Origin of the sequence: Bacillus glycinifermentans (assembly GCF_001042475.2) — a bacterium.
Lineage (GTDB): Bacteria > Bacillota > Bacilli > Bacillales > Bacillaceae > Bacillus > Bacillus glycinifermentans.
The window spans coordinates 346,886-371,050 of sequence record NZ_LECW02000045.1; the positions used below are offsets into that span (position 1 = coordinate 346,886).

Here is a 24,165-nt window from a genome sequence, read left to right on the forward strand (position 1 = left end):
AGAAGAATGAAAAGGATGCATGTATGGAACATGAAGGGGAAGCTGAGGCATATTCAGGAACCGCTTCAGACCGCAAGATTGCTTGGCAAAATGGTATGGAAATCCGGGCCTTGGCTGATGATCTGTATGCTGTTCTTCATTTTAATCGAGGCAACGGTACCATTATTGCAATTATATGCTTCAAAACAGGTGATTGACGGCGTTGTGAAACACGACAACACCGTCAATACAGAGGTATGGGCCGTTGTTTATGCGGGCAGCCTTGTCATGATCGGGGCCGTAAAATCATTGGAGACATGGGTAAAGACGCTCCTTTCGGAAAGATCGATGATCACCGTTAATACGCTGTTAATTGACGCTTTTGAGCGCATTCCCGGCATGCGTTTTTTTGAGGATCCCGCATATCGGGATAAGCTTGAAACATTGCGGGATCGCTCGACTTGGCTGCCTTCCCAATTCGTCAATATCAGCTCAAACCTGCTGACGGCCGTTGTTTCGCTTTTTGGCGTCGTATTCGTCATCGCCTACCTTTCGCCGGTTCTGGCCGTCATTCTCTTTTTGTCGACAGCTCCGTTTGCCTTTGTGCATAATCGTTATAACGAAATGGAGTGGGAATACCATAAGGACTATGCCCCTGCAAGAAGAAAGATCGCCTATGCGCGCAATATTCTGCTCAATCGGCGCTCCGCAAAGGAAATACGCTTGTTTGGGCTCGGGCCTTTTTTTCAAACAATGTATCGATCGACCTTTAAGGAATTGTACCGCGTTTTGCGGAACATACAGGTCAGAAGTTCCCGCTGGGCTGTGTTAACCGGCTTTATTTCAGGTGCAGGCACGGGAATGGGCTATTTTTGGATATTGTCCCAGTCCGGTTCACAGCATGTCACCGCAGGGGACATTGCCTTGTATTTGGGCGCTGTTTTTCAATTATCGGCAGCCCTCAGGGATATAGCGAAGGAAGGCGCAGATACATTTGATATATGGCGGATGGGAAAAGACTTTTTTCTCTTTATGAATGCCAAAAAAGATATCGCCCTTCCCGCAAAGCCCGTGCCGCTCGGTGAAAAAGGAGCGCTGGCTGTCGAATTCAAAAATGTGAGCTTTCGCTATCCCTTCATGGGCGAGGATCATAAAAACGGCCGTTCAGATGACGTGCTGAAAGATATCAGCTTTTCTATAGCTCCCGGAGAAAGAATTGCAATCGTGGGGGCCAACGGATCAGGAAAAACGACGCTTATCAAACTGCTTTGCCGCTTTTATGAATGGAACGGCGGCGAAATCAAGGTGAACGGCGTTAACATTCGAAATGCCGATGTCAAAGATGTAAGGAGCCGAATATCGGTCGTCTTTCAAGAGTTCGGCAAATATGAATTATCATTGCGGGAAAATATAGCATTAGGCGATTTGGATGCCGCAGGCGATCAAGAAAAGCTTCGACATGCGGTACAAGCTGCCCGGCTTGAACAAATCATTGAGACGTTGCCTGAAGGGCTTGATGCGATGCTCGGCCCTGAATGGGGAGGGACGGATTTTTCGGGAGGCCAGTGGCAGCGCATTGCTTTGGCGAGGTCGTTTATAAAAGATGCCGGCCTCGTCATCTTGGATGAACCGGCCGCCTCATTGGACATACGGGCGGAATACGAAATTTTCCGCCAGTTTCATCGCTTCACACAAGGAAAAACCGTGATCATGATTTCGCATCGGTTCAGCACCGTTAAAATGGCAGACCGAATACTGGTGCTGAAAAACGGTAAAATCGCGGAAGAAGGAAGCCACGAAGAACTGTTGAAGCGAAATGGAGAGTACGCCAACATGTTTCGTTTACAGGCTAAATCCTATCAAGGGAAGGATGAGGTTCAATGCTGACGCTTTATTCTTTTTTTAAAAAATTGCCTCAAACTTCTTCTTTCATTTTTTACGGCTTACGGTTGTTTTGGCGCGCTGACCCTTTCAAGACAGGCGTATTGTTTTTCATCACCCTGCTCGGCGCGTCTCTCGGGCCTCTGCTCGTATGGCTGAGTGCGAAAGTCATCGACGAAATAACGCGTGCGCCATTTCAGCTCTCTTCTTGGAATACCCTGGTTTGGGCGGCTTTGGCGTATGTGGCCCTTACATTGATAGTGGACGCCCTTCAGCCGATAGCAGAAATGCAAAAAAGGCTTCTTACCGCCAAATTGGAAGCTTATGTTGATGAGCTGCTCATTGAAAAAGCGATTTCCATTCCCGATACTGCCGCTTTTGAAGATTCATCTTTTCATGCGAAGTCGCAAATCATTCGATATAATGAATATTTTGTCTCGATGTGGATTACCATTGTATCCCAAACGTGCAGCGGGATCGTCATGATTGCCGCAAGCAGTCTGATGATCGGCACGTTTGCCCCGTGGATACCGCTTCTGTTTCTGATACTGGCGTTTCCTAAATTGTACTGGGAAGCCAAATTAAATAACGCGACATTTGAAGGACGGGAGGAAGTGCAGGAGCTGCGAAGGCGCGCGGAATATTACGCCGGCGTGCCCCTCATTCCCGAAACAGCGGGTGAAATCAAGATGTTCAATCTTGTTCCTTTTTTTAAAGCTTCGTATCGAAATACCGCTTTGAAGCTGCTAAATACGATATCCCACGATCACAGGAAGCTCGCTTTATACCACCTTTTTTGGTCTGTTTTACAATCGCTGGCAGCCGGATTTGTCCTGATTTACATCGTTCAGCAGGCGCTGCGGGGGGCATTTTCGGTCGGGGACCTGCTCTTGTTCATCGGGGCAACCGTTCAATTCAACGAAGGTGTAAACGAAATGTTTGCGGCATTCGCGATTGGTGCGAGGGAAACAAGGCATCTTGGGAATATATATACATTTTTGAACAGCAAAAATACAATGGAAACAGGAGATGCGCCGATTGCCGATCGCAAAACCGAAGGGTACGCATTTGACCGCGTTTCCTTTACCTATGACGGATCGAAAACCGTTCTTGATATTGAAAAACTCGACATTCCCTTAAATAAAACGACCGTGCTCGTAGGGGAAAACGGTTCTGGGAAAACCACGCTGATTAAATTGCTGCTGCGTTATTTTGATCCAAATCAAGGCGCAATCTATTACAATGGCTTGCCTCTTAAGGCGTACGACATTAAGCATTTTCGCTCAAACGCCACAGCCGTTTTTCAGGATTTTTTGCGGTATGAGATGAGCCTTAAATTAAATATCGGCCTCGGGGAGGTCTCCTCCCGCAACGACTTGGCCAAAATAGAAAAAGCCGCTTTGTTCGGGGGTGTCAATCTGTTTTTGGATAAGCTTGAAAACGGTTATGATACAGAGCTCGGCAGACTTTTCGGCGGAAGAAATTTATCGGGAGGAGAATGGCAGCGTGTCGCCATATCGCGCGCTTTTATGCGCGATGAATCAGCGGACCTGTTTATATTTGACGAGCCATCGTCTGCATTGGATGTGTTCATTGAAGAAGAAATATTCGATAAACTGAGCAGAATGACGGAAGGAAAAACAGTCATTATTGTCTCACACAGGCTGAGCACAGCCCGTTTTGCCGACCATATCATCTTTTTAGAAAATGGAAGAGTCATTGAGACCGGGACGCACGATGAATTAATGGCCAATCAGGGCCAGTATGCCGAATTGTATCATTTGCAAGCCAAAAAATACGTCTAGACGGTGAAATCCTGCCAGATTTGAAAAGCTGCCCGAAAAGGCCGGTTCAAAGACCGGCCTTTTCATGGTGCGAGCGCTTTTTTAGCGGTTCATTCTTTTTCTGATCAATGGAAGTCCATAAATCAAAAAGGCGGCGATATGGGCGATGATGACGTTGATGATAAAGAGTGCGATCATGAGAGAGTGTCCTGCAGGAGAAAGACTGCTTGTCATGTAGAAAAAGAAGAATACCCACATTAAAATAATAGGCGGGATCGATGAAAGTGCGATCTTCTTGTTGTCCAGCCATAAAAATAACGGAGTGGCGCTTGCAATCAGCAAGTAAGCGAAAAACATATCCATGTGTTTTCAGCCCCTTTCAAAAATGATAGCGCTGTCATTAATGGCGGGTTGAATATTTAAGATGTGTCTAATTAGAGGATATTTTGTGAACATTCTGTTACAATCATTATACCACGTTATGAAAAAAATGATACATAATGGAAAACATTTTCCACTCCAACTATTGAACCAATTTTCTCTGGGCGCAATGGGGGTAAAAAAGCCCTTGGCGCGGGAGCCAAGGGCTTATATCGCTTTAAAAAATAAAATGGGCGCAAATGACGATGACGGGCAGCGTAATCAATGTCCGAACGATAAAGATCAAGATTAAGTCGATGAACGTTACCGGAATCTTGGAGCCCAGCAAGAGGCCGCCGACTTCAGACATATAGATCAATTGAGTGACAGATAGACAGGCGATAATAAACCGCGTCATCTCGCTTTCGATTCCGCTTCCCAGTACGGATGGAAGAAACATGTCGGCAAAACCGACGACGAGCGTCTGTGAGGCCGCAGCCGCTTCCGGAACCTGCAGCAGCTCAAGCAGCGGGATGAACGGGACACCGAGCCATTTGAAGATCGGCGTGTACTGAGCCACGATGAGCGCCGCTGTCCCGAGCGCCATCACGACGGGGGCAACGCCCATCCACATGTCAAGAACGTTCTTGGAGCCTTCTTTGAGAAAGTCTTTCACATTCGTATTCTGCCTCGCTTTTTCAACAGCCTGGCTCATTCCCCATGCAAACGGAGTATAGCCTTCCGGAATCGTCTCCTGATCTGTATCGGCTGTGTCCGTGATGTAGGTATCGGCCTTCCTTGATAAAGGAGGAATCCGCGGGCTGACGACTGCCGCGACGACCCCGGCCAGCAAAATAGTCAAGTAAAACGGAACGAAGAGATGGCTAAGGCCTACTTGCGAAATGATCACGAGGCAAAACGTAATCGAGACGACAGAGAAAGTCGTACCGATAATCGCGGCCTCGCGCTTTGTATAAAAGCCTTCTTCATACTGTTTGCTCGTCAGGAGAACGCCGATCGTTCCGTCTCCAAGCCAGGAAGCCATGCAGTCGATCGAAGACCGCCCGGGGAGCTTAAAGACCGGTCTCATAAACTTTTTCGTCAATGATCCGCATAATTCCAGCAGCCCGAAATTCAGCAGAAAAGGCAGAAAAAGTCCGGCAAACAAGAAAACGGAAAACAGAACCGGCAGAAGATCGAACAATAAAGTGCCGCCCGTGCTGTCCGCATATACGGCCTCAGGCCCGATCTTGAAATACGTCAAGATCGCAAAAACCATGCCGCAAAAACGGACGATATACCAGAATGTCGACACATTCAGCAGGTTATAGAAAAAATCGCTTTTTTTGATGAATGCCGGTTGAAACGTTTTGGCGATAAACGTCAGGATGAATGTGACGGTAACGATCACCATCATGATCAGCGGGAGCTGTTGTTGTAGCAATCCCTGCAATCCCTTGGAAAAGACCGCAATCGGTATCGTCAGCTCTCCCCCGATTTTAATCGGAATCATAAACAGGACGATTCCGATCAGTGAAGGAACCAAAAATTTGATCAAATCTGCTTTTTTATGCTTTTGAATCGCTTTATCCAAAAAGAAAAACTCCTTATGCTCTATGATTCTCCAAATCTGATAAAAGTTTAATTTTATGCAACATTACACATTTTAATACAATCAGCACAGAAATCAATAACTTCTCCGAAATTCGACAATAGGAAGAAATATCCTTAAAATAAAAAATGAATGATTTTGTGTGCGATTAATCCGAAACATTTTGTGCGTTTGTACGTCATATCATTTGTGAGGAAGTCGGTTTAAGCCTTTCTTATACAATTTCATCGTGTCAGAAATAAGGGCGGGATTTCGAATGAATCAGAAAAAAAACATTACAAATCCCTTTTACCAGGGGGATTTGATTTTTGCTTTCATTGCTTTTTTTATCACGAGCATTGTGGCGGTTTACGCCGCTCAGCAGTTTAACCAATATAATGAGCCTTTTGCGGTGAAACAGTCCCTTTATTATTTGTTAGGGGCGCTTATCATCATTGTATTTCTCTACTTTGACCTCGAACAGCTTCAAAAGCTCAGCTTTTATTTTTATCTGTTCGGCATTTTCATGCTGATTGTATTAAAATTCAGTCCTGCATACATCGGGGGCTACCGGTTTGCGCCGGTCATCAACGGAGCTAAGAGCTGGTTCATGCTCCCGGGATTTACCTTGCAGCCGTCCGAATTTATGAAAATCGGCCTGATCATGTATCTGGCATCGTTTATGTCAAAACACGGCCCGAACGGCAAGCGGACGATAAAAGAGGATGCCATCTTCCTGTTAAAGATCTTCGGAATTGCCGTCGTTCCCTTCGGCTTGATTTTGGAGCAGGATACGGGAACGGCGGGCATCGTCATGTTTGTCATCCTCGTGATGGTGTTCCTGTCAGGAGTGAACTGGAAATTAATCACGATCATCTTTTGCTCGGGCGCCGCTTTGGTCACGATGATCCTGTATGTGATCATCCAATTCCCAAACGTCGCAGAGTCCTTCGGGGTTGAGAAATATCAAATCAACCGCGTGATGACCTGGGTCAACCCGAGCCAACAGAGCGCCGATAATAAATTGCAGGTCGATAAAGCGCAAATGGCGATCGGCTCCGGAAAAGTGTTTGGAAACGGTGTAAGCGACCTTCGTGTCTACGTCCCTGAAGCGCAGACAGACTTCATTTTCGCGGTGATCGGGGAAAGCTTCGGGTTTGTCGGCTGCACGTTTGTCGTCATCATGTTTTTCTTCCTGATTTACCGGCTTGTCGTACTGATCGACCGAATACACCCGTTCAGCAAGTTTGCCTCATTCTTCTGCGCCGGCTACACGGCTTTGATCGTCATCCATACGTTTCAAAACATCGGGATGAACATCGGCATTATGCCTGTGACGGGCGTTCCGCTGCTTTTGGTCAGCTATGGAGGAAGTTCGGTCATTGCCACTTTAATCGGTTTTGCAATCGTCTATAACGCAAGCTGCCAGTTAACGAGATACCAAAGATATATGTTTAAATAACGGCCTGTTTTCAGGCTGTTATTTTATTGAGTCAGGAAACGCCTCCTTTCCGTATATTCTTCGGCATGATTCATGTATAATGAAAGATGGCTGTTTTTGAAAAGGAGTAAGGCGGGGTAATATGAGTCAGAGAAAAAATCAGACAAGTCCCTATTATCAGGGTGATTTAATTTTTATATTAAGCGTGTTTTTAATGATCAGCGTTGTCGCTGTTTATGCTGCGCAGCCGTCGTTTTCTATATTGGGATATCCCGGGAAACAATTGATTTTCTATATTCTCGGTATTTTCATTGTCGCCGGCTTTCTTTATTTTGATTTAGAGCAGATTGAAAAGCTTAGCATATACGTATTTATAATGGGAATCGTGCTGCTGATCGTATTAAAATTCAGCCCGGAATCGATTGCGCCTGTGAAGAACGGGGCGAAGAGCTGGTTTCAATTGGGCCCAGTGACTTTGCAGCCTTCCGAGTTCATGAAAATCGGCTTGATCATGATGCTGGCTTCGGTCATTTCAAAAGCGAGTCCAAAAGGCTCCCGCTCCATGCGCGAGGATGTTCACCTTTTGCTGAAGATCGCCGGGTACTCCGCGGTGCCGGTTGGATTAATTTTGATGCAGGATGCGGGAACAGCGGGCATCTGTATGTTCTTTGTCGCCGTGATGGTGTTTTTGTCAGGCGTGAACTGGAAGCTGATCAGCATAATTGCAGGTTCGGGTATAACGCTCGTTTTGCTTGTGTTGTTTTTGGTTATCAATTTTCCTGATTTTTCAAAAGAGGTTCTCCACATTCAGCCATACCAGATCAACCGCGTCATGACGTGGGTCGATTCGAGCCAGCAGTCTGCCAATGATACATATCAGACAGAGCAGGCCGTGACGGCGATCGGATCAGGAGAAATTTCCGGTACGGGCATTAATCATTTGAAAGTGTATGTTCCTGAAGGCGAGACTGATTTTATCTTCGCCGTTATCGGAGAGAGTTTTGGCTTTATCGGGTGCACGTTTGTCGTCATTATGTTCTTTCTCTTAATCTACCGGCTTGTCGTGCTGATCGACAGAATTCATCCGTACAGCAGGTTTGCGTCGTATTTCTGTGTGGGTTATACGGCTTTGATCGTCATTCATGCGTTCCAGAACATCGGCATGAACATCGGTCTGATGCCGGTTACAGGCGTTCCTTTGCTGTTTGTCAGCTACGGAGGGAGCTCGGTTTTGTCCGTGCTCATCGGCTATGCGATCGTTTACAATGCGAGCTGCCAGCTGACAAAATATCAAGGCTACATGTTTAAATAAGCGAAAAAAAGACAGCCTCTGCGGGCTGTCTTTAATATTTTTCCAAAAACTCCAGAGCCGATGACACGAGGATCTTCGCGGCATTCAGCATTCCTTTCTCATCGATGTCAAATTTGGGATGATGGTGCGGATAGACGGCTCCTGTGTGTTCATTTCCGGCTCCGGTAAAAAAGAACGATCCCGGGACGCGCTCGAGATAATAGGAAAAATCTTCGCCGATCATATTGGGCGCAAGCTCGATGACGGCCGCTTCGCCAACGACCTGCTTTGCGCATGTCCGAACGATGCCGGTTTCCTTCTCATGGTTGATGACGGGCGGGTAGCCCTTTTCATAGTCGAGCTTAAAAGACGCTCCATTGGCGCCGCAAACGCCTTTAATGACGCGCTCCATCTCGGTGATGATCGTCTCCTGAACCTGTTTCGAAAAGGTGCGGACCGTTCCTTCGATAACCGCTTCTTCGGCGATGACGTTGAAAGCCTGACCGGAGTGGAACGTCCCGATTGAAATGACGGCCGCTTCCGTCGGATCGACTCTGCGGCTTACGATCTGCTGAAGGTGGCTGATAACGGAAGCTCCTGTAAGCAAGGCGTCTGTCGTCAGGTGAGGCGCGCCTCCGTGACCGCCGCGCCCCGTAATCGTAATTTTAAATTTGTCTGCCGCGGCCATCATGGCGCCGGCCTTTACTCCGACTTGCCCGACCGGCATAGGCGCCCAAATGTGGGTGCCGAAGATGGCATCCACTCCGTCAAGGCAGCCGTCCTCGATCATCGGCTTTGCCCCGCCCGGTGTAACCTCTTCTCCAAACTGGTGAATGAGGACGATGTTTCCTTTCAAATCTGTTTGATGCCTCATCAGCACTTTTGCGGCGATCAGAAGGGCCGAGGTATGCGCGTCATGGCCGCAGGCGTGCATGACGCCGGGGACGGTTGACCGGTACGGCACATCTTTTTGGTCCTGTAAAGGAAGCGCGTCAAAGTCGGCTCTAAGGGCAACCGTTTTCCCCGGGCGGCCCCCTTTGATTATGCCTACGACGCCTTGCCCGCCGACATTTGTCCTGACTTCAACGCCAAAGCTCTCCAAATATTTCGCAATGGTCAGAGGTGTATTGACCTCTTGATGGGACAGCTCTGGGTATTGGTGAAAATGCCTCCTGAGCTCGACCATTTCCGGATATAAATCATCTAATTCTTTCATTAAGGACTCCACCGTCATCTTCCTTTCCCGATCAAAATATTAAAATGATTCTATCATTTTAACATACGGAATTGAACACTTTTTCAAGACGTTTTGCTTTAGAGATATGCAGATGTTGGATATGATAAAGACAAAGAGGAGGTCTAAAGATGAATAAAACGATTGAAACGATATTACAGCACCGTTCGATCAGGTCTTTCACAGATCAGCGCCTGACGGAAGAAGAGATTCGCGTTCTTGTGGAAAGCGCCCAGAGCGCATCGACTTCAAGCTATATTCAGGCGTATTCGATCATCGGCGTAACCGATCAAAGCAAAAAACGGGAACTCGCCGCTTTGGCCGGCAATCAGCCGTATGTCGAGAAAAACGGCCATCTGTTTGTTTTTTGCGCGGACCTTTACCGGCATGACAAAATCGCCGGGAATAAAGGGGAGGACGTCAAGGCTTCTCTGGAAGGAACGGAGACCTTTATGGTCAGCGTCATTGACGCGGCCCTTGCCGCCCAGAACATGGCGATTGCGGCGGAATCGATGGGGCTTGGCATCTGCTATATCGGCGGGATTCGAAACGATCTGGAGAAAGTTGCGGAGATATTGAAAACGCCTGAATACGTGCTTCCGCTGTTCGGCTTTGTCGTCGGCCATCCGGCCAACCCGTCTTCGAAAAAGCCAAGGCTTCCGTTTGAACATATCTATCATGAAAATACCTACAATGTGGATGAAGGCGATTTTCAAAAGCATCTGACCGCATATGATGAAACCATTTCAAGCTATTATGAAAACAGGACGAACGGCAAGCGGGCCGACAAGTGGACAGAGCAAATCACCCAAAATCTCAAAGAGCCGAAACGAACGTACATGCATCGGTTTGTGAAAGAGAAAGGGTTTAATAAAAGGTAGGGGAAGAGGCAGCAAAATCTCCGCTTCCAAAGCAAAAGGCTGCCGATCGCATCGGCGGCCTTAACATGTGTCTTGTCTCTACTTGATGATGAAATGCTTGATCAGAAGATAAACAATGAGCCAAATCGGAAGACTGAAAAGGATTCCGAATAAACAGCCTTTTGCAAAGTTTTCTTCTTCATGTGGCGCGTCCGGTTTTTGTAGAGGCTCTTTCTCATTCATCAATCCTTATGCTCCTTTGATGTTCGCTTAGATACTATTATTTCTTTTTACGCCAAAAAAGTAAACTGGGGTGAAACAACATGATATCGCTAAGCATATTGGATCAGTCACCCGTTTCCGAAGGGAGCACCCCTGAAGCGGCTTTGCGACAGACAGTCGAGCTTGCGCAAATGGCTGAAAAGCTCGGATACAGAAGGTTTTGGGTATCAGAGCACCATTTTTCAAGAAACCTTGCAGGCTCAAGCCCTGAAGTCTTAATGGGGTATATCGCGGCCAAGACGGAAAACATTCGCGTAGGATCTGGAGGCGTCATGCTGCCTCATTACAGCGCCTATAAAGTTGCTGAGAACTTTCGGGTGTTGGAAGGTCTTGCACCGGGCAGAATTGATGCCGGGCTCGGACGGGCGCCTGGAGGGATGCCGATCGCTTCGATGGCTTTGCTGGACGGCGGCAGGCGCAAGACCGACAAGTATCCGGAACAGATTCAGGACCTTATCACATATCTGCATGATCAAGCTGATGAACACCACCGCTTTCCAAATTTAACCGCATCTCCGAATGTCGGATCGGCTCCGGAGGTATGGATGCTTGGGTCGTCAGGAGAAAGCGCGAGGCTTGCCGCGCAAGTCGGCGCTTCCTATACCTTTGCCCTGTTCATCAACGGTGAAGGCGGTGAAGACGCGGTCAGGCTTTATAAAGAAAGGTTTAAGCCTTCCGTATTGGGAGACCGGCCGAAGGTGACCGTCGCCGTGTTCGTCATTTGCGCGGAGACGGAAGACGCGGCGGAACGCCTTGCCAAAAGCCTTGATTTTTCTTTATTGGCGAATGAGCAGGGAATGGTGACAGAAGGTTTTCCGTCTTTGGTAACTGCTTTATCGTATCAATATTCGCCTTATGAGAAGAAGAGAGTCGAGGAAAACCGCAAGCGCATGGTAATCGGCACAAAAGAGCAGGTGAAACAACAGCTGCTTGCCCTGGCCGGTGCATACGGAGCCGATGAAATCATGGCGGTGACGATCACGCACGATTTCCGGGATAAACTGAATTCATACCGCCTTTTGGCTGAAGCGTTTCAAAACTGAATTTACCGTTTTCTCTGGAAGATCGTCAACATAAAGCGGACGGGGATCAGGAAGATGAGGCCGGTGATATACGCGGTTGTAAACAGCCAGCTGAGCGGCAAAAGGAGGACGGTGTCAACCGTTTGCTCCGCCGCTTTCTGAAACGGATTCGCTTGCTTTTGCTGCAGATTGACGGCGGCATACAAAACCGTGAAAAAGATAAAGCAGACAGCCATGAAGGATAAGCTGAACAATACGAGAAAAGAAATCATGTATACGCAGTCCTCCGGTCGCTTTTTTCACGTTTTTGAAGAGAAGGAGTTCTCCCGTGAACGCGAGGAAATTTTTGTTATCCGCATTTTAACATAAAAAAGCCTTGTTGAGTGATTCTCAACAAGGCTTGTCATTATTCGACGATAAACGGTTCCTCTGTCAGGACGTAGCTCGATTTCCCCTTTGAAACGGCGTAAGCGAGCATGTAGTACTCACCCGGTTCAAGTGAGGCTGAGTTGTTGATTTTGCCGTTCCATCCGTAGGACTGATAGCCTTTCCCCTGGTTTTTATAGACGCCTGCCTGACCGATAAACTCAAGGTTTTGGTCATAAATGAGAAATGCAAGCTCTTCCGCTCCGCCCGGCAGATAGGCTTCAACCGTATATGTTCCCTGTTTTGCTCCCGGTTCAACGGTTACCGATGTCACGCGCGGGTAATCGGGCTCTTTAACGATGAACAAGGTTGGGATTTCGGCAACTTTCTGGCCTCCCTCACGGACGGTGACGGTGCCTTCATAAGTGCCCGCTTTTGTTTTGGCCGAGTTGACGGTTACTTTGGCAACGGCTTTTTCTGTTTTGTGTGCAGGGATTGTGACCTGCTTCGTGCCTTTGACGGAAATGCCCTGCCCTTTAAAAGAATAGTCAAGCTGATAGGCCTTTCTGTATGATGAAAGGTTTTCGATCGTAATCGTCTGTTTTTTTGTTTGCTTTCCTTTGTCCTTCATGAATGTCCCATAGGAATGGCTGCCCGGCGTCACGATTGAAGAAGCCTTGAGGGCGTCCATGATCCGGATGCTGCCGGCCCCTTGCGTGTTGTGAGGGTAGAGCTTTCCGTTTTCATCCGTTAACTTTGCCGCTGTATTCATAAGAACGGCTTTGATTTGCTCCGGCGTCCAGTCCGGCTTGGCCTGCTTTAGAATCGCAGCCGTTCCGGCCACATGAGGCGAAGCCATGCTTGTTCCCTGCATTGACGCGTAGCCGTGCGGATGCTGCGGATCGTGCGTAGGGACCGTGCTGACGATATTGACGCCAGGCGCCGCAACATCCGGCTTGATCATCCAAGTATCCATGACAGGTCCTCTGGATGAGAAGGATGCAATCGTTTCACCAAGCTCTTTTGCCAATGTAAACGAGAAGACCGCCGAGCGCTTTCCGGCTTTTATCTGCTGAACAAGGCTTTCTCCTTCTTCCTTCGACAGTTTGATCGTCGGAACGGCCATGCCGATTACATTGGCTTCGATTTCGCCGGCCGCATTATTGTAGACAACAGCTCCGATCGCTCCGGCTTTTTTCGCATTTTCCGCTTTATCCACAAACGGAATGGCCCCTCTTTGGATCACCGCAACCTTGCCTTTCAGTTCTTTCCCTGAAAAATCGTCAGCTTGTCCAAGTCCTGCATCAACAAGCTCAACCTCATTGTTGTTCAGCGCCTGAACGTCTTTTTCTTCATCGTATCCCATCAGCTTGGCTGTGGAATACGAAGAAAATTTCACAGCATATTCGTTGTAAGGCAGCTGTGAGGCGCCTACGGAAATCGCTTCCCGCGAGGTTCCAGGCGATCCGACGGTCCAGTTGTCCGGTCCGCTGTTGCCGTTTGATGTAACGGCGGTTACGCCTTCGGACATCGCCCAGTCAAGCGCAATGCTCGTTGCATAATCGGGGCTGTTCAGCGAATTCCCCAAGGAAAGGTTCATAACTTTCGCTCCGTCAGCGACGGCTTTTTCGATCCCTGCAATCACGTTTTCGGTCGTACCGGAACCGCCGGGGCCGAGCACGCGATAAGCAAGGAGGGTAGCTTCAGGCGCCACGCCCTTGATTTGACCGTTGGCGGCGATCGTGCCGGCAACGTGTGTACCGTGGTCAGTTGCTTCTCCGCGAGGATCCCCTGCCGGCGTTTCCTGCGGATCGTAATCATTATCCACAAAGTCATAGCCTTTGTAAGGCCCGAAATTCTTCCTCAGGTCAGGGTGTGTATAATCAACGCCGGTGTCGATGACGGCAACTTTAATGCCTTTCCCGGTGTACCCCGATTTCCATGCTTGATCCGCGCCGATGAACGGCGCGCTTTTATCCATCTGTGGATAAATCTCGTCAGCGGCCAGCGTTACATTTTTGCTCTTGATATTGTCCGGTTTATAGGTCACGTTAGGATAAACGGCTTTCACCTCTTTGACGGACAGAAGCTTTGGAATCTCACTGGCGGGCAGCTTCATGGAAAACCCGGAAAAAACCCTGTCATATTCGCGTTTGATCTTTGCTTTTTTGATCGTTTTAAAAGCTTTGTTTTTCGCTTTGCTGCGCGCCGTTTTTAAGGAGGCCCTTGTTTGTTTTTCCCCTTCGGCCTTTGCTTCAGCCAGCGATTTTTCTTTCAATTCAACGATGACCGTTGTCTGTTTGTCCGATGTCACGTCAATATCCCCGAAAATCTCGGCTTTCTCCAGTTCAGGAGATGCTTTCACAGATGCCGTTTTTGCCTGAACTCCGGTGAGGAAAGCAGATAGAGTGAAAAATAGAATGAAAGCAAAAATGGAATAGCGGATAACCCCTTTTTTCAACACGTTTTCCCCCTTTATTTACGATACTTAGAGTTTTGAACTTTTTAAATATTCTCTCATTTTTACCATAATCCTTCTTTATATAGAAATGATTTTCAGTGATTCAATGAATTGGCGAATGAATATTCGGGTTTATTCACATTTTACTGTGTATATGTTAATAAACTTGTGTATAGATATAGTGGGGAATGTTTGTTCTTGTACTAAATGTTGAATAATAATGTGGATATGTGGATATGTATTGTGGGTAATCTGTGTTTATCTTTAGGATAACGTGTGAATAAGTTTAAAACGGCTGTTTGCGATCTTTTTAATCCGGTTCCTTCAGTTTTCAACAAAACTTCTAAAAACTAGTATCTTTTTTCACTCACATTGTGACAAACATTTTCATTTTGGCGGGATAAGATAGGGTCAGGAGTTTTCATAGAGTTGCTAGTTTTAAAAAATTGGAGGGATTGGTGTGAAGGGTATGATTTCTTTTTTTAAAATGTGGATAACCGTACTTCTGGGCTGGGTGATGCCCGTACGCGGGAGTCTGGAGAAGGTGTTCAGGGAAGCCGGGCGTACATATGAGCAAAGAGCGGTGTATTCCGGAGGGGTTGCCAAGCAACCGGAAAGGAACGGGGCATTCATGTTGGAATACAGGCGGGTATTGCCGGCTGATGTCATGAAAGAAAGTGGCCCTGATGTGTGCAAAAAAACGTCAAGACGGGTGAGAGCAGGACCTGAACTTTACACGATCACATAAAAAAGGTAAAATCCCACTCATAACGGGAAGTGGGTGACAGCCTTGAAAATCTATAAAGTGTTGAATAACAATGCAGCAATAATAAAGGAGGATGGTCAGGAAAAGATTGTCATGGGCCCGGGAATCGCTTTTCAAAAAGGTAAAAATGACACCATTTCAGCACAAAAGGTGGAAAAAATTTTTACCATTCATGAAGAAAACGAGAAATTCAAACAAATCCTCGAAACGCTTCCGGAAGAACATATTGAAGCTGCCGAAGAGATCATCAGCTATGCGGAAGGGCAGCTGTCCGCACCGCTGAGCGATCATGTCCACATCTCCCTTGTGGATCATTTATCATTTGCCATTGAACGAATCCGCAAAGGATTCGTGATTCAAAATAAATTATTAAATGAAATCAAAGCGCTTTATAAAAAAGAATATGAGATCGGACTCTGGGCGATCGGCTTCGTAAAAGAGAGGCTCGGTGTCGATTTGCCCGATGATGAAGCGGGTTATATCGCGCTGCATATTCATACCGCAAAAATGGATGCGGAAAACATGCAGAAGACGATTAAATACACGACGATCATCAAAGAAATGATTGAAAAAATCGAATGCTGCTTCAATCGGACGATTGATGAAGACAGCATTTCCTATCAGCGTCTTGTCACGCATTTAAGGTATGCGGTCAATCGGCTGGAATCAAATGAGGCATTTCACGTGATGGACGATGACATGCTTTATTTCATCCGGAAAAAGTATCCTGAAAGCTACCGGTGTGCGGCAGGGCTGGCGGATTACGTAAAAACCGAATATGATCTTGATCTCCCGGAATCGGAGGTCGGCTATATTACGCTGCATGTCCAGCGTTTACAAGATTCCCGTATGTGATACCGCCTGATGTTCGTGCGATCAGGCTTTTTTTCGTTCAATTTTCCTATATTTTTTAAAAAAACAATTGACGAAAGCGCTGTCACATAATAAAATGAAAGCGTATCAAAAATAAATACCGGGGATTGTGACTGGTAAAGCAGGCAAGACCTAAAATTTGCTTACATGAGTGGGGGAAAATATGTCCTCTTATTCGTTGGCGAATTTTAGGTCTTTTCTGCTTTTTTTTAAACAAAAAGGAGGAGTCATCATGAATCACAAAGAAATTGCCGAACGCCTCATCGAGCTGCTCGGCGGGGAAGATAATATTATCAGCGCGGCTCATTGTGCGACAAGATTGCGCTTGGTCATGAAAGACCAGGAAAAAATCGATCAGGAAAAGATAGAAGAGCTTGACGGGGTAAAGGGGGCTTTTTCCAGCTCAGGCCAATACCAGATTATTTTTGGAACGGGGCTTGTCAATAAAGTGTACGAGCAATTTGCAAAAGCGCTTCAGCTTGATCAAAAAGAGACGGTTCAGCACAATGAAGCTGCAAAGCAAAACATGAACCCTGTGGCGCGTTTTGCGAAAACGCTGTCAAATATTTTTGTGCCGATCATTCCGGCCATTGTTGCAAGCGGTTTATTGATGGGTCTTTTGGGAATGATGAAAGCGTTTCAATGGGTCAGCCCTGATTCGGCGCTTTTTAAGCTGCTCGATATGTTTTCAAGTGCTGCGTTTATCATTCTGCCGATTTTGATCGGTGTCAGTGCAGCGAAGGAATTTGGCGGAAATCCGTATTTGGGAGCTGTCATCGGGGGGATTTTGATTCATCCAAGTCTCCTCAATCCATGGGGGCTCGCTGAAGCGAAGCCTGAAGTATTGCATTTCTTCGGCATTCCAATTGAGATGCTGGGCTACCAGGGAACAGTGATTCCGATTCTCTTGGCGGTTTATCTCATGAGTAAAATTGAGAAGTGGACAAGAAAGATTGTCCCTAATGCGATTGACCTGTTGGTAACACCGTTTTTGACGATCATTTTAACCGGATTTATCGCTTTTATTGCGATCGGGCCGCTTGGAAGAGGACTCGGTTCGGGAATTACGAATGTTTTGACCTTTGTGTACGATCATGCTGGACCTGTTGCGGGATTGATTTTTGGCGGGACATATTCCCTTATCGTTCTTACCGGCGTTCATCACAGCTTTCATGCGATTGAGGCCGGCCTCATCGCCGATATCGGCCGAAACTACCTGCTGCCGATCTGGTCGATGGCGAATGTTGCCCAAGGCGGTGCAGGGCTTGCCGTTTTCTTCCTGGCAAAACGGGCGAAGACAAAAGAAATCGCGTTACCGGCTGCTTTCTCAGCATTCCTGGGCATTACCGAACCGGTCATTTTCGGAGTCAACCTTCGCTACCGCAAGCCGTTCATCGGCGCGATGGCGGGCGGGGCGCTGGGCGGAGCATATGTCGTCTTTACAAACGTTGCCGCAAACGCCTACGGCTTGACGGGAATTCCGATGATCGCGATCGCCGCACCGTTTGGAACGGCAAATATTATCAACTATTTAATCGGCATGGGCATTGCCGTCGTCACTGCGTTTATCACGGCTTTTTTCTTAGGGATCAACGAAGATGAGAAAAAGAACTGATGGAGGGTCGGCAAATATGAACGTGCGTGATCAGGAACTTCGCGAACAAGCCATGAAACGGGTTGCAGCGTATGAAAACATCGTCAATCAGGATCCATACCGCCTGCATTATCACATTATGCCGCCTGTCGGACTGCTGAATGATCCAAACGGCTTCATTCAATGGAAAGGCACATACCACCTTTTTTACCAGTGGATGCCTTTTAAGACGGGGCATGGGGCCAAATGCTGGGGACATTATTCTTCCAGGGACCTTGTCCGCTGGCGACACGAAGAGATCGCCCTTACGCCAAGCGATTGGTATGACCGAAGCGGATGCTATTCAGGCAGCGCGATCGCTGAGAATGACATGCTGCACGTCTTCTATACAGGGAATGTCCGTGATGAGGAAGGAAACCGTGAGACCTATCAATGTCATGCTGTCTCAAAAGACGGCATTTCATTTGAAAAACGGGGAGTCGTCGCAAGACTTCCCGAAGGGTATACGGCACATTTCCGCGATCCGAAAGTGTGGAAAAAAGACGGGCGCTGGTATATGGTGCTCGGCGCACAGACAGAGCGGCTTGAAGGAAGGGCGGTGCTGTTTACTTCCCAAAACTTGACGGAATGGTCGTTTCTCGGCGACTTGACCGGCTCCAATACAGATCAGCTCGGCGAGTTCGGTTATATGTGGGAATGCCCGGATATCATCACACTCGATGGAAAGGATATTTTGATCGTCTGCCCTCAAGGGTTGGAAGCGGAAGGCTTCCGCTTTCAAAATGTATATCAGTCGGGATATTTCGTCGGTGAATTAGATGAGCGGAAACCGGCGCTTAGGCACGGCGATTTTGAAGAACTTGACCGCGGCTTTGATTTTTATGCGCCGCAGACGACAAAAGATGAATCAGGCAGGCGGATTTTAATAGGATGGATGGGGGTTCCCGATCAGGATGAACAAAGCCAGCCGACGATTCCGAATGAATGGGTGCATTGTATGACATTGCCGAGGGAATTATCGCTGAAAAAAAACCGGCTGGTTCAAAAGCCGGTTCAGGAGCTGCGAACCCTGCGTCAAGAGGAAAAAAACGCTCACATTTCACTCAAGCAAGACACTGAAATGCTCGATGTAAAACAACCTGAAAAAGCGGAAATTTTACTGATTCCGCAGTATATAGAAGAAGGATTTGACATATCCTTCAGAGGAGCAGCCCGCCTGATTTACAGCAAAACGGACGGCCTCTTGACTTTAGAAAGGAACAGCTATGTTGATGAAAGAACGGAAGCCAGACATTGCCGGGTTGAGAGGCTTAAAGATGTAAACATCTTCCTGGATTCGTCTTCTATAGAAGTTTTCGTCAACGGCGGCGAAGAAGTGTTTACAGCACGATATTTTCCTTACCCGGGAAATAATCGTGTTTCGATTTCCGCCAGAAAAGAGATCAAAGCGGAGGTGACATCCTGGACATTGGCTTAAAAATCCCTTTATGATATGCTTTTTTTAGATATTGTGCAGTGCAAAGGGGTTGTTTCTTTGGAAAAACGATTGACAGCATCGCGTTTGAAAGAAATAGCAGAACATATTGAGGATACGAGAGAAGAATACAACGACTTGCTCCTGCAAGTAAGGAAGCTGATCCGGGATATTGACGAACAAACCATTCCAAAGGAAAAGATAAAAGAGAGCCTTTCGGGCACGTACGAACAAATGAAAGAATATGCCCTTTTTGTAGAATCGATCGAAGCCTTTTTAAAATCATCGGCAAGAAATATAAGCGCGAATCAGGACGGGTAATCCTTCCGTCAAGAATGAAAGAACCCCTTTTAAAGGGGTTCTCTTATTTTCCGCTGAGCCGGTGAGCAGAGTGTTTTGTCGGCCCGATATATTCATTTAAGCGGAATGATTCGCGAATGGCTTCCGTAATGAATTCTTTGGCCGCATAAATGGCTTCTTTTACGCTTGAACCTTTAGCAAGTTCGGCCGTTATCGCCGCCGAGTAGGTGCAGCCTGCACCATGTGTATAAGGGGTGTCGATTCGCTCCCCTTCGATCACTTCGGCTTCCCGTCCGTCGAATAACACGTCAACCGCTTTTTCGTGATTCAGCTTGCCTCCTCCGGTGATGAGGACGTGCTTGGCACCAAGGTCATGAATCGCTTTTGCCGCTTCCTTCATTTGTTCAACGGTTGTGATTTCGCCAAGACCGCTGAGCTGTCCGGCTTCAAAAAGATTCGGCGTTATAACCGTCGCAAGGGGTGCCAGAAGCTCCCGCAAAGCTTTTGCATGCTCGGGATACAATACTTCGTTTGCTCCTTTGCATACCATGACCGGATCAATAACGACATTTTTCATATTGTGTTCTGTAATCGTTTTTGCCGCAATCTCGATAATTTCAACGGTAGGCAGCATTCCCGTCTTCATCGCATCGACGCCGATGCCATCGACGATCGTAGCAAGCTGTGCCTTGATAGTACCGGTATCAACCGGGAACACCTGGTGGTTCCAGCTGTTTTCCGGATCCATGGCGACGATCACCGTTAAGGCCGTCATCCCGTATACGTTCTTTTCCTGGAATGTTTTTAAATCCGCTTGTATTCCGGCGCCTCCGCTTGAATCGGAGCCGGCGATTGTCAGCGCTTTGTGCATTGTCATGATTGTCAAGCCTCCATAAAAGAGATTCCATCTTCAGATTGGTATAGTTTTTATTATAGACAGCTTTTGATAAGAGTACAATGAATTGACTGAAATGTGATAGGCAAGCGGTCCTTCAGCCATTTATCATATGAAAAAGCTAGGGCGCCTTTTGATGCATGTGAAATCGTTCTTTTTATGATTTAATAAGGAAATAAACTGAAAGATGAAGGAGCGCTAATAAACCTGTTATGAATATATCGGTCGTAATCGTAACGCACAATCGGATTCACGCATTGTGCGAATCGCTTGAATCCATTGCCAAACAATCTGTTAAACCGTTTGAAGTGATCATCGTAAATGACGCAGGCGAAAAAGTTGACGTCGTGCAGTATCTTTATTCAGAACTTCCGATCAAGGTGATCAATCTGAAAGAAAATGTCAAACATGTAAAAGCGAGAAATATAGGGGTGAAAGAAGCGGCCGGAGATGTTATTATGCTTTGTGATGACGATGATTTTTTCACTCCGTGCCATATGGAAAGAATGGCAAAAGCGCTTGAAGCGGCGGATTTTGTTTATTCAGATGCCGAAATCGTATCGTTTGAAACCAATGGCGATGCGCGAATCCCGACAAGCCGTCAGCTTTTCGCTTATTCGTTTGATGTGAAGGAGATGAGGAAATTTTCTACATATGTCCCTTCAGGAAGCATGTATAAACGATCGCTGCACGATGAAATCGGCTATTTTGACCCGGATGTCCACAATTATTGGGACTGGGACTTTTTCCTGCGTGCAGCAGAGAGATTTCATATCAAAAGGGTGCCTGCCGCGAGCGTCATCTATGCTTTTTCAGAGCAAGGAGACAATCAATCCGGAAATCTGGGCGGAATGAGGCAGTATTATTTGGACGTTTTGTGTGAAAAACATCAGCTCGGCAAGCTGCCGACAAAAAATTTTTTCGTGCTTCTTAAAGAACCGGCCATGAGAAAGAGAGAGGCCGAAAGTGAAATCGTATGGGACGGAGAGCCTGTCATTTCGAGACTCATCAGCGTAAGTTCAGTATAACGTTAGGGAGGTTGAACCGTTGAAGCAGATTTTGAATGACAGCTGGTGGGAGCAGCTGCATCAAGAATTTGAAAAGCCATATTACCAAGAGCTTAGGGAAATGCTGAAAAGAGAATATTCAGAGCACACGATCTACCCTGAACCGCACGACATTTATAATGCTTTGCATTACACTCCCTATGAAAAGGTCAAGGTCGTCATACTCGGTCAGGATCCGTACCACGGACCGGGACAGGCGCACGGCCTGAGCTTTTCCGTCAAACCGGGAGTGAATCCGCCGCCTTCGCTGAAAAATATATTTATAGAATTGCAAAGCGACATCGGCGCCGATATCCCGAATCACGGCTCGCTCGTGAGCTGGGCCAAGCAGGGCGTCCTCCTGTTAAACACGGTGTTGACCGTAAGGCGGGGGCAGGCGAATTCCCATAAAGGAAAAGGATGGGAGAGGCTGACCGACAGCGTGATCGACGCTTTGAATAAAAGGGAAAAACCGGTCGTCTTTATTCTTTGGGGCCGGCACGCTCAAGCGAAGAAGGAAAGAATCGACACCTCGAAACACTTTATCATCGAGTCGCCGCACCCAAGTCCGTTCTCGGCAAGGTACGGCTTTTTCGGAAGCCGGCCGTTCTCAAGGGCAAATGAATTCTTGGAAAAAATCAATGAAGAGCCGATCGACTGGGCTATTCCGAGCCTGGAAAAACTGGAGAACCGCTGAATGCAGGCGGTTCTTTCCTTCATTACATAAAGCAGTCCGCTTTTTTGAAAACGTTTTATCGTCTGCCGGTTTTCCTTTTGTCAACTTCTGATTTTGGGTGAGAAAAGGCTTTGCGGATGTTTAGCAGAGGATGAACGACCGCAAAAAATGAAGATCCGCGGGTGGAAAATGGATTTTTATTGTTGAATATAGAAAAGTGCGTTCTGCATATGCGAATGTAATTTGTTAAAATGAAGTGGACATTGAACACGGTTTGGAGGACAAATTTTATGAACATACATATATCAAGTCTGCTTCAAAAGATGGAGGAAGAATTGAAAAAGGCAAAGAATTGCCATCGGGAGAACGAGCTGAAAATGCACGTAGCCGTTATTCGTTCCCTGTGCGATGTTATCGTCGAGCAAGAACGGCCGGCCGTTCAGCCTTCACCTTACATTCAGCCGGCGAAATCTGCAAGCGACCAGCTGATGCTGGAAAAAATGATGGGAAGCGCCGGAGCCGAACAATATCAAAAACAGGAGAAACAAAATAAGGAGGAAGACGGCAACGGGGATTCAATATTTGATTTCTAGATCGTTCTGTTTTTAAAGAGAGAGGTTGATAAAATTGAAACTGCTTTTTGGGGCTTTGCAATGGACGGCGTTCATGATCGCCTCCTCCATCGTGGTGCCCATAGCGATCGGGCAGTCGTTTGAGCTGAATCAAGCGGAGACAGCAGAATTGATTCAAAGCACGTTTTTCGTGTTGGGAACGACGGCCTTTATCCAATGCTTAACGGGGCACCGTTTACCGATTAATGAGAGTCCGGCCGGCCTTTGGTGGGGGGTCTACACGATCTATGCGGGGCTTACGGGGACCGTGTTCGCCGCATACACCGAGACGCTTCAAGCGCTTCAGGGCGCAATGCTGCTGAGTGCGGTGTTCTTTTTCATATTCAGCTTGTTTAAGATTATAGAAAAGCTGGCTGTACTGTTTACTCCGGTCGTGACCGGAATTTATTTGCTGTTATTGGTCATGCAGCTGAGCGACCCGATTGTGAAAGGAATCATGGGGATCGGCTACCGCAAAAACGAGTTTGACGGTCCCGTTTTTTTGATTGCTGTCTTCATCATGCTTGCGACGTTTCTCATGAGCAGGTCGAATGTGGCCTTTCTCAAGCAGTATTCGATTTTAATTGCGCTTTTCGGCGGCTGGGTGTTATTTGCCGTTTTCGGCGTCGCAAAGCCTGTGCAGCACACGAAAGGGCTCTTTCATTGGCCTGAGATCTTTCCGTTCGGAATGCCGGTGTTTGACAGCGGTTTGGTCGTAACGTCTTTATTTATCACGGTGCTCTTGATTGTCAATATGCTGGCGAGCATCCGCGTAGTGGAAGGGGCGGTCAGGCAGTTTGAAAAGCTTGAAGAAAAAAAGCGCGCCCGTCCAGCGGGTTTCATCGCCGCTTTCGGCCATGGCCTGAGCGGCCTGTTCGGAGCAGTCGGAACCGTGCCGATTTCCGGAGCTGCAGGCTTTATTCAAACGACGAGAATTTCCTCGAAAAAGCCGTTTTTGCTTGGGAGCATGATCGTGGCTTGCATCAGCTTTTTTCCGTTTATCATGAATATATTTGCAAGTCTTCCGTCTCCGGTCGGCTTTGCGGTTAACTTCGTCGTGTTTTCGACAATGGTCGGATTGGCATTTGCCGAATTTGATTCGTATGGAAAAGGCGAACTCGGCCGCGTCCGCTTTGTCGCCGGAGTTGCGCTTTTAGCCGGCGTCGGCGTTATGTTTGTTCCCGAGAGCGCGCTCGAAGGAATGCATCCTGTGCTTGTCTCCATTTTAAGCAACGGGCTTGTCCTCGGGACGGTTGTGGCAATCGCGGCAGAGCAGATACAGCTGAGAAAAAAGAAATTTGACAATATCGTGTCATAGCGTTTTGAAAGTTGAAATCTTAAGCTTGTACGCTATGATGAGTAGAGAAAGGCGGTCGAT

The 24,165-nt window shown here is 47.3% G+C and carries 22 protein-coding genes; 15 read left to right on the top strand and 7 right to left on the bottom strand.

Annotation, left to right across the window (positions count from 1 at the left end):
- The first annotated feature begins 6 nt into the window (after positions 1 to 6).
- Complete coding sequence (locus AB447_RS21080; RefSeq protein ID WP_048352763.1) at positions 7 to 1,866, top strand: ABC transporter ATP-binding protein; 1,860 nt, start codon at positions 7 to 9, stop codon at positions 1,864 to 1,866.
- On the top strand, positions 1,860 to 3,665 hold the full coding sequence (locus AB447_RS21085; RefSeq protein WP_048352764.1) for an ABC transporter ATP-binding protein: 1,806 nt from the start codon (positions 1,860 to 1,862) through the stop codon (positions 3,663 to 3,665). Before AB447_RS21080 ends, AB447_RS21085 begins: the two co-directional genes overlap by 7 nt.
- 81 nt (positions 3,666 to 3,746) lie before the next feature.
- On the opposite strand, the gene AB447_RS21090 is transcribed toward AB447_RS21085, so the two are convergent.
- Positions 3,747 to 4,007: a spore morphogenesis/germination protein YwcE gene (locus tag AB447_RS21090; protein WP_046130635.1), complete on the bottom strand. Its 261-nt coding sequence runs from the start codon at positions 4,005 to 4,007 to the stop codon at positions 3,747 to 3,749.
- Positions 4,008 to 4,242: 235 nt separating this feature from the next.
- Positions 4,243 to 5,598 (bottom strand): YjiH family protein, encoded by a 1,356-nt coding sequence (locus tag AB447_RS21095; RefSeq protein ID WP_057957739.1) that lies wholly within the window; start codon positions 5,596 to 5,598, stop codon positions 4,243 to 4,245.
- Positions 5,599 to 5,872: 274 nt separating this feature from the next.
- On the opposite strand from AB447_RS21095, the gene AB447_RS21100 reads away from it, so the two are divergent.
- Together AB447_RS21100 and AB447_RS21105 are read left to right on the top strand one after the other, a co-directional pair.
- The gene (locus AB447_RS21100; RefSeq protein WP_048352765.1) at positions 5,873 to 7,057 is read left to right on the top strand and encodes an FtsW/RodA/SpoVE family cell cycle protein; all 1,185 of its coding nucleotides are present in this window, start codon (positions 5,873 to 5,875) and stop codon (positions 7,055 to 7,057) included.
- 121 nt (positions 7,058 to 7,178) lie between these two features.
- Positions 7,179 to 8,348, top strand: a complete 1,170-nt coding sequence (locus AB447_RS21105) for an FtsW/RodA/SpoVE family cell cycle protein (protein WP_048352766.1) — start codon at positions 7,179 to 7,181, stop codon at positions 8,346 to 8,348.
- 31 nt (positions 8,349 to 8,379) lie between these two features.
- On the opposite strand, the gene AB447_RS21110 is transcribed toward AB447_RS21105, so the two are convergent.
- A complete protein-coding gene (locus AB447_RS21110; RefSeq protein ID WP_269769327.1) occupies positions 8,380 to 9,543 on the bottom strand; it encodes a M20 metallopeptidase family protein in 1,164 nt (387 codons plus the stop codon).
- A 149-nt stretch (positions 9,544 to 9,692) separates the two neighbouring features.
- Here AB447_RS21110 and nfsA point away from each other — a divergent pair, with 149 nt between their 5' ends.
- Positions 9,693 to 10,442: an oxygen-insensitive NADPH nitroreductase gene (nfsA, locus tag AB447_RS21115; protein WP_048352768.1), complete on the top strand. Its 750-nt coding sequence runs from the start codon at positions 9,693 to 9,695 to the stop codon at positions 10,440 to 10,442.
- Positions 10,443 to 10,520: 78 nt separating this feature from the next.
- On the opposite strand, the gene AB447_RS26405 is transcribed toward nfsA, so the two are convergent.
- The gene (locus AB447_RS26405; protein WP_164918184.1) at positions 10,521 to 10,664 is read right to left on the bottom strand and encodes a hypothetical protein; all 144 of its coding nucleotides are present in this window, start codon (positions 10,662 to 10,664) and stop codon (positions 10,521 to 10,523) included.
- An 80-nt stretch (positions 10,665 to 10,744) separates the two neighbouring features.
- On the opposite strand from AB447_RS26405, the gene AB447_RS21120 reads away from it, so the two are divergent.
- Positions 10,745 to 11,746, top strand: a complete 1,002-nt coding sequence (locus AB447_RS21120; protein ID WP_048352769.1) for an LLM class flavin-dependent oxidoreductase — start codon at positions 10,745 to 10,747, stop codon at positions 11,744 to 11,746.
- A 2-nt stretch (positions 11,747 to 11,748) separates the two neighbouring features.
- On the opposite strand, the gene AB447_RS21125 is transcribed toward AB447_RS21120, so the two are convergent.
- Both AB447_RS21125 and AB447_RS21130 read right to left on the bottom strand, forming a co-directional pair.
- Positions 11,749 to 11,997: a hypothetical protein gene (locus AB447_RS21125; RefSeq protein ID WP_048352770.1), complete on the bottom strand. Its 249-nt coding sequence runs from the start codon at positions 11,995 to 11,997 to the stop codon at positions 11,749 to 11,751.
- Between the two features lie 134 nt (positions 11,998 to 12,131).
- Positions 12,132 to 14,552 carry a S8 family peptidase gene (locus tag AB447_RS21130; RefSeq protein WP_057957740.1) on the bottom strand — a complete coding sequence of 807 codons (2,421 nt, stop codon included), beginning with the start codon at positions 14,550 to 14,552 and terminating at the stop codon, positions 12,132 to 12,134.
- A gap of 460 nt (positions 14,553 to 15,012) precedes the next feature.
- Between AB447_RS21130 and AB447_RS21135 the strand changes: the two genes are divergently transcribed.
- From AB447_RS21135 to AB447_RS21155, 5 genes are all read left to right on the top strand, one after another.
- Entirely contained in the window at positions 15,013 to 15,300 is a 288-nt protein-coding gene (locus AB447_RS21135; protein WP_048352771.1) for a hypothetical protein, read from the top strand.
- Positions 15,301 to 15,342: 42 nt separating this feature from the next.
- A complete protein-coding gene (locus AB447_RS21140; RefSeq protein WP_046130625.1) occupies positions 15,343 to 16,173 on the top strand; it encodes a PRD domain-containing protein in 831 nt (276 codons plus the stop codon).
- Positions 16,174 to 16,423: 250 nt separating this feature from the next.
- A complete protein-coding gene (locus tag AB447_RS21145) occupies positions 16,424 to 17,806 on the top strand; it encodes a sucrose-specific PTS transporter subunit IIBC (protein ID WP_048352796.1) in 1,383 nt (460 codons plus the stop codon).
- Positions 17,807 to 17,822: 16 nt separating this feature from the next.
- Positions 17,823 to 19,262 (top strand): sucrose-6-phosphate hydrolase, encoded by a 1,440-nt coding sequence (locus AB447_RS21150; RefSeq protein WP_048352772.1) that lies wholly within the window; start codon positions 17,823 to 17,825, stop codon positions 19,260 to 19,262.
- A gap of 15 nt (positions 19,263 to 19,277) precedes the next feature.
- Complete coding sequence (locus tag AB447_RS21155) at positions 19,278 to 19,580, top strand: hypothetical protein (RefSeq protein ID WP_048352773.1); 303 nt, start codon at positions 19,278 to 19,280, stop codon at positions 19,578 to 19,580.
- 43 nt (positions 19,581 to 19,623) lie between these two features.
- Here AB447_RS21155 and AB447_RS21160 read toward each other — a convergent pair whose 3' ends face one another.
- The gene (locus tag AB447_RS21160; protein WP_048352774.1) at positions 19,624 to 20,436 is read right to left on the bottom strand and encodes a bifunctional hydroxymethylpyrimidine kinase/phosphomethylpyrimidine kinase; all 813 of its coding nucleotides are present in this window, start codon (positions 20,434 to 20,436) and stop codon (positions 19,624 to 19,626) included.
- 230 nt (positions 20,437 to 20,666) lie between these two features.
- Between AB447_RS21160 and AB447_RS21165 the strand changes: the two genes are divergently transcribed.
- The 4 genes from AB447_RS21165 (at position 20,667) to AB447_RS21180 (ending at position 24,105) form a co-directional block, all read left to right on the top strand.
- A complete protein-coding gene (locus tag AB447_RS21165; protein ID WP_057957741.1) occupies positions 20,667 to 21,482 on the top strand; it encodes a glycosyltransferase family 2 protein in 816 nt (271 codons plus the stop codon).
- Positions 21,483 to 21,501: 19 nt separating this feature from the next.
- A complete protein-coding gene (locus AB447_RS21170) occupies positions 21,502 to 22,197 on the top strand; it encodes a uracil-DNA glycosylase (RefSeq protein ID WP_048352775.1) in 696 nt (231 codons plus the stop codon).
- Positions 22,198 to 22,466: 269 nt separating this feature from the next.
- Positions 22,467 to 22,769: a YwdI family protein gene (locus tag AB447_RS21175; protein ID WP_048352776.1), complete on the top strand. Its 303-nt coding sequence runs from the start codon at positions 22,467 to 22,469 to the stop codon at positions 22,767 to 22,769.
- Between the two features lie 34 nt (positions 22,770 to 22,803).
- On the top strand, positions 22,804 to 24,105 hold the full coding sequence (locus tag AB447_RS21180; RefSeq protein ID WP_057957742.1) for a purine/pyrimidine permease: 1,302 nt from the start codon (positions 22,804 to 22,806) through the stop codon (positions 24,103 to 24,105).
- Positions 24,106 to 24,165 lie beyond the last annotated feature (60 nt).

Coding starts and splice junctions, on each gene's coding strand:
- AB447_RS21125 (WP_048352770.1), bottom strand. CDS start 11,997: ATGATTTCTTTTCTCGTATTGTTCAGCTTATCCTTCATGGCTGTCTGC.
- AB447_RS21105 (WP_048352766.1), top strand. CDS start 7,179: ATGAGTCAGAGAAAAAATCAGACAAGTCCCTATTATCAGGGTGATTTA.
- AB447_RS21085 (WP_048352764.1), top strand. CDS start 1,860: ATGCTGACGCTTTATTCTTTTTTTAAAAAATTGCCTCAAACTTCTTCT.
- nfsA (WP_048352768.1), top strand. CDS start 9,693: ATGAATAAAACGATTGAAACGATATTACAGCACCGTTCGATCAGGTCT.
- AB447_RS26405 (WP_164918184.1), bottom strand. CDS start 10,664: ATGAATGAGAAAGAGCCTCTACAAAAACCGGACGCGCCACATGAAGAA.
- AB447_RS21090 (WP_046130635.1), bottom strand. CDS start 4,007: ATGGATATGTTTTTCGCTTACTTGCTGATTGCAAGCGCCACTCCGTTA.
- AB447_RS21120 (WP_048352769.1), top strand. CDS start 10,745: ATGATATCGCTAAGCATATTGGATCAGTCACCCGTTTCCGAAGGGAGC.
- AB447_RS21080 (WP_048352763.1), top strand. CDS start 7: ATGAAAAGGATGCATGTATGGAACATGAAGGGGAAGCTGAGGCATATT.
- AB447_RS21165 (WP_057957741.1), top strand. CDS start 20,667: ATGAATATATCGGTCGTAATCGTAACGCACAATCGGATTCACGCATTG.
- AB447_RS21110 (WP_269769327.1), bottom strand. CDS start 9,543: ATGAAAGAATTAGATGATTTATATCCGGAAATGGTCGAGCTCAGGAGG.
- AB447_RS21155 (WP_048352773.1), top strand. CDS start 19,278: ATGCTTTTTTTAGATATTGTGCAGTGCAAAGGGGTTGTTTCTTTGGAA.
- AB447_RS21160 (WP_048352774.1), bottom strand. CDS start 20,436: ATGACAATGCACAAAGCGCTGACAATCGCCGGCTCCGATTCAAGCGGA.
- AB447_RS21175 (WP_048352776.1), top strand. CDS start 22,467: ATGAACATACATATATCAAGTCTGCTTCAAAAGATGGAGGAAGAATTG.
- AB447_RS21100 (WP_048352765.1), top strand. CDS start 5,873: ATGAATCAGAAAAAAAACATTACAAATCCCTTTTACCAGGGGGATTTG.
- AB447_RS21145 (WP_048352796.1), top strand. CDS start 16,424: ATGAATCACAAAGAAATTGCCGAACGCCTCATCGAGCTGCTCGGCGGG.
- AB447_RS21150 (WP_048352772.1), top strand. CDS start 17,823: ATGAACGTGCGTGATCAGGAACTTCGCGAACAAGCCATGAAACGGGTT.